The following is a 4,490-nucleotide window of genomic DNA, read 5'->3' as shown; positions in this document are numbered from 1 at the left end:
ATGGGTTATCGTAAACGAATAATCTAAACTCTTAAAATACCAATGAAATCCTTAAACTACTTCAGTTTAGGGATTTTTTTTTGGGCGTGCCCCTCCGGGTCGTGCTGTCCGTTCCCGCTTCCCGATAAAAATCGGGATGTGTCCCGATTTTTATCGGGAGAGCTCCACTTCCATCACTCACGCAAACAGCGTAAACCCTCACATTTAGTAGATATCTGAAAATTAATGGATTTAAAAACAAAAAATACACCCAAAATTGAACTGTAAAACTTTTTATAACTTCACGCGATTCCGTTTTTTCAAATCGTCGTAAATCAAATTATCTGATTATCTTTGCCCCAGTTTAACATTTATACAAAAAATGAAACCCAACACACAACAACTACTCGATTTAAGCACACAAGTAAGAAGAGACATTCTTCGTATGGTTCACGCGGTTAATTCTGGTCATCCCGGAGGTTCTCTAGGTTGCACCGAATTTTTTGTAGCCTTGTACCAAAACATTATGGACCGCAAAGAAGGTTTTGATATGGACGGTACCGAAGAAGACTTGTTCTTCCTTTCCAACGGTCATATTTCACCTGTTTTTTACAGCGTTTTGGCACGTAGCGGTTATTTTCCAGTTGCAGAATTGGCAACTTTTCGTCACATCAACTCCCGTTTGCAAGGACACCCAACTACACATGAAGGTCTTCCTGGAATTCGTATCGCATCGGGTTCTTTAGGACAAGGATTGTCTGTTTCCATTGGTGCCGCTCAAGCCAAAAAACTCAACAACGACAGCCATTTGGTGTATACTCTAATGGGCGACGGCGAATTGCAAGAAGGTCAAAACTGGGAAGCCATTATGTATGCCGCAGCAAAAAATGTAGATAATTTAATTGCAACCGTAGATTTAAACGGAAAACAAATCGACGGAACCACCGATGAGGTTTTGAACATGGGAAGCGTTCGGGCAAAATTTGAGGCATTCGGCTGGGACGTTCTTGAAATCAAACAAGGAAACGACATTGAAGCCATTATTGCCGGTTTAAACGAAGCCAAAAGCAAAACAGGGCAAGGAAAACCCATTTGTATTTTGCTTCATACTGAAATGGGCAACGGAGTCGATTTCATGATGCATACGCACGCTTGGCACGGAAAAGCCCCTAATGACGAACAATTGGCAAAAGCATTTGAACAAAATGTAGAAACTTTGGGCGATTATTAATAACGTATGAAATATTGTATTTTAAATTTCATTGTGTTTTTTTATTCAATAGCATCTTTCGGTCAAGAGGTAGAGGATTATACATTTGATTATTGTGACATTTATACTTTAAAAAACAAATCGTCCGAAGCTGTTTTAAAAAGATATATTATTGGTAATTCTAAAGATGGTTCTTATTTCGCTTACATATTGACAACACCAACGGATACTATATTGGATATGGCCTTGAATGACCAGAGAAACGTCAGACACTACCAATTTAATGTACAAAGAAAGCATATTAAAGAAATTTCCAGCTTTGCGGAATTAACACAAGATTATAAACTATTCAAAGCATCCGTTTCTAATAAAAATGATAAAAACTACGTCTATGATTTTCAGAATTTGACCGCTAACAACGAAAAAGTTTTAGAAGTCAAAGTTTTCAAAAATGAAAGCCGAAATAAACTAGTGGCCAAATATCATTATTATTTAGAAGACAATAAATTATTTACCAATCAGTTTCAAACTTCAAGATTATTATTATCACGCGAAATTCCGACAAGTAAAACTAATAATGAAGGAGTTTTACTTAAGCAAGTTGCATTCGAAGTTAAATCTGATACTGCTTTAGAAACAAATGAACTGAATGAAATTAATCCTCTAGATTTAAATATAAAGTTAAAAACCGCACCATCGTTAACATTACGAGAAAAAAATTAAATTACGTTAAATACTCATGAACAAATACACAAATACAGGAAATAAAGATACCCGATCCGGCTTTGGAGCGGGATTGACGGAACTAGGGCAGAAGAACGAAAATGTTGTAGCACTTTGTGCCGATTTAATTGGTTCTTTAAAAATGGACGATTTCAAGAAAAATCATCCGGAACGTTTTTTCCAAATCGGAATTGCAGAAGCCAACATGATTGGTATCGCAGCGGGTTTAACCATTGGCGGAAAAATTCCGTTTACAGGAACATTTGCCAACTTCTCTACGGGAAGGGTTTACGATCAAATCCGTCAATCAGTTGCGTATTCGGATAAGAACGTAAAAATTTGTGCATCCCATGCGGGATTGACTTTAGGAGAAGACGGTGCCACACACCAAATTTTAGAAGACATCGGTTTGATGAAAATGTTGCCCGGAATGACCGTAATCAATACCTGCGATTACAATCAAACAAAAGCGGCAACTCTAGCAATTGCAGATCATCACGGGCCGGTTTATTTGCGTTTTGGACGTCCATCTGTTCCCAACTTTACACCCGAAAACGGTACTTTTGAAATTGGAAAAGCAGTTGTTCTAACCGAAGGTTCTGACGTTACAATTGTAGCTACGGGTCATTTGGTTTGGGAAGCATTGGTTGCCGCAGAAGCTTTAGAAGCGAAAGGGATTTCTGCCGAAGTGATTAACATTCATACCATTAAACCATTGGACGAGAAAGCTATTTTGGATTCTCTTGCAAAAACCAAATGTATCGTTACGGCCGAAGAGCACAATATTTTGGGTGGTTTAGGCGAAAGCGTGGCGAGAGTTTTATCTCAAAACAGTCCTGCTCCACAAGAATTTGTGGCTGTAAACGATAGTTTTGGCGAATCTGGAACTCCGGATCAATTGATGGAAAAATACAAACTGAACAATCAAGCAATTGTAGAAGCAGTAGAAAAAGTAATGAAGAGAAAATAATAATCAACAAGGCAAAAAAAATCCAGTTCATTGCGAACTGGATTTTTTTATTTGTTAAATTTTCAAACTATTGACAACTCGAGTCTAAATGCTTTTTAAGTGTTCCGCCGTTACAGGTAGGAATCATGTCGAAAGAAAAGGGTTTTCCTGTAGCTGGATTTCTAATTTCAAGAAGGGTTCTCACGTTATCATTATCATCGTCAATGTCTAAGAAATCAGGAATATTATCGCCGTCTGTATCTACCGTATACAAATCTTCTACACCTGTGCCATTTTCATATTTAGATAAAACGCCATCGCGGTCGTGATCACGCTCCCGAACACTATGCAAACGAACCGTAAAGACTAGGGGAGAGTAGGCAGGGATATTAACCCGTGTATTATTGAAGTATGCCAAACCCGATGGTATAAATACTACACCAACACCATAATTATTAAAAGTAACACCTCCGTCTCCTCCAACCGTTATTGACTCTGCCGCTTTTAATAAAGGAGTAAATTGTCTAAATCCAGATACAAATGCTGATTCAAGCGTAGTAAGTGCTGGAAAGGTAGCCCACACGGGAACATTACTAATGTCCACTTGTTTATTGTCCAATCGCCAACCTCGGTAGCTCACAAACGTCGAGTCGAAGCGGTTCGTTGACACTCCATTTCCTTCATTGATAAGTAAATAATACATTTTATATTCGACAGGATCAAGTGAAGTGCCGTTTACAAGGTTGCTTACACGAGTGTCATTCTTAATTGTTTTAAATTGTAAAGGATAATCTGTATTGTCCCAAATGGACACTTTGCCATTTGCATTCCCTACAATAAATGTATCTATTTTTACATCGATTCTTCCGGATTCTTCGATAACAGTAAAAGAGTGTGTTTTTAAATAGGTTTCAATTGAATCTAAATCTGCTTCATATTGTATTTTAAAATCTCTTGGAGGTGGTGCCGATGATGCCTCATCGTCTTTATTACAAGAAAATAAAACGATACTTAGTAAAGGCAAAATAAAATAAAACTTAACTTTGTTCATTATTAATGGAAATTTTGCCCGCAAGATACAATATTGATTTATTTTTGACTCAAAAATTAACGCTGATTTTACAACCAATATGAGAATTGACAAATATTTGTGGTGCATTCGCTACTACAAAACAAGAAATATGGTAACGGAAGCTTGTAAGAAAAATCACGTAACCGTAAATGGACAAGTGGCCAAACCCTCGAAAGAGGTTTTTCCTACGGACAAGATTACTTTCCGTAAGGATCAAATTACACGTAAAATAACTGTTTTGGATATTCCTGAAAGCCGCATAGGTGCCAAACTGGTTGATATTTACCGAAAAGATGAGACACCAGCCGCTTCTTTTGAACATCTGGAACTATTGAAATTAGCCAAAGAACACTATCGTAAAAATGGAGAAGGACGACCAACCAAAAAAGACCGTCGGGATATTGACGATTATACCACCGAATCAAATCCCGAAACAGAGATTTAATATAAGAATTAACCCGTTGGGTGTAATTAAATTATTTGATTTTTAATATTGTTTATTGGTCTATCAAATATGAATTTATTGATATATTGAACCAATGTTAATGCTGTTATTT

General features: G+C 37.1%; 5 protein-coding genes. 4 read left to right on the top strand and 1 reads right to left on the bottom strand.

Annotated elements, in window-relative coordinates; all coding sequences use genetic code 11:
• The first annotated feature begins 361 nt into the window (after positions 1-361).
• The 3 genes from ACIQ2X_RS14090 to ACIQ2X_RS14080 are packed head-to-tail and all read left to right on the top strand — an operon-like array spanning position 362 to position 2,882.
• Entirely contained in the window at positions 362-1,210 is an 849-nt protein-coding gene (locus ACIQ2X_RS14090) for a transketolase (protein ID WP_396179577.1), read from the top strand.
• A 33-nt stretch (positions 1,211-1,243) separates the two neighbouring features.
• Positions 1,244-1,912, top strand: coding sequence for a hypothetical protein (locus ACIQ2X_RS14085; protein ID WP_396179576.1), 669 nt, complete (start codon positions 1,244-1,246; stop codon positions 1,910-1,912).
• 16 nt (positions 1,913-1,928) lie between these two features.
• Positions 1,929-2,882 (top strand): transketolase family protein, encoded by a 954-nt coding sequence (locus ACIQ2X_RS14080; protein ID WP_396179575.1) that lies wholly within the window; start codon positions 1,929-1,931, stop codon positions 2,880-2,882.
• A 67-nt stretch (positions 2,883-2,949) separates the two neighbouring features.
• Here ACIQ2X_RS14080 and ACIQ2X_RS14075 read toward each other — a convergent pair whose 3' ends face one another.
• Positions 2,950-3,912: an FKBP-type peptidyl-prolyl cis-trans isomerase gene (locus ACIQ2X_RS14075; RefSeq protein WP_396179574.1), complete on the bottom strand. Its 963-nt coding sequence runs from the start codon at positions 3,910-3,912 to the stop codon at positions 2,950-2,952.
• A gap of 79 nt (positions 3,913-3,991) precedes the next feature.
• Between ACIQ2X_RS14075 and ACIQ2X_RS14070 the strand changes: the two genes are divergently transcribed.
• Complete coding sequence (locus ACIQ2X_RS14070; protein WP_396179573.1) at positions 3,992-4,378, top strand: RNA-binding S4 domain-containing protein; 387 nt, start codon at positions 3,992-3,994, stop codon at positions 4,376-4,378.
• Positions 4,379-4,490: the final 112 nt, after the last annotated feature.

It is taken from the genome of Flavobacterium sp. (genome assembly GCF_044368625.1).
Taxonomy (GTDB): Bacteria; Bacteroidota; Bacteroidia; order Flavobacteriales; family Flavobacteriaceae; genus Flavobacterium.
Note: the sequence above shows the minus strand (reverse complement) of the source record. Positions and strands in the feature narration are given on the sequence as shown.

What these genes read in the sequence shown, in the direction of transcription:
- ACIQ2X_RS14070 (WP_396179573.1), top strand. Translation starts at nt 3,992, where the DNA reads ATGAGAATTGACAAATATTTGTGGTGCATTCGCTACTACAAAACAAGA.
- ACIQ2X_RS14080 (WP_396179575.1), top strand. Translation starts at nt 1,929, where the DNA reads ATGAACAAATACACAAATACAGGAAATAAAGATACCCGATCCGGCTTT.
- ACIQ2X_RS14075 (WP_396179574.1), bottom strand. Translation starts at nt 3,912, where the DNA reads ATGAACAAAGTTAAGTTTTATTTTATTTTGCCTTTACTAAGTATCGTT.
- ACIQ2X_RS14090 (WP_396179577.1), top strand. Translation starts at nt 362, where the DNA reads ATGAAACCCAACACACAACAACTACTCGATTTAAGCACACAAGTAAGA.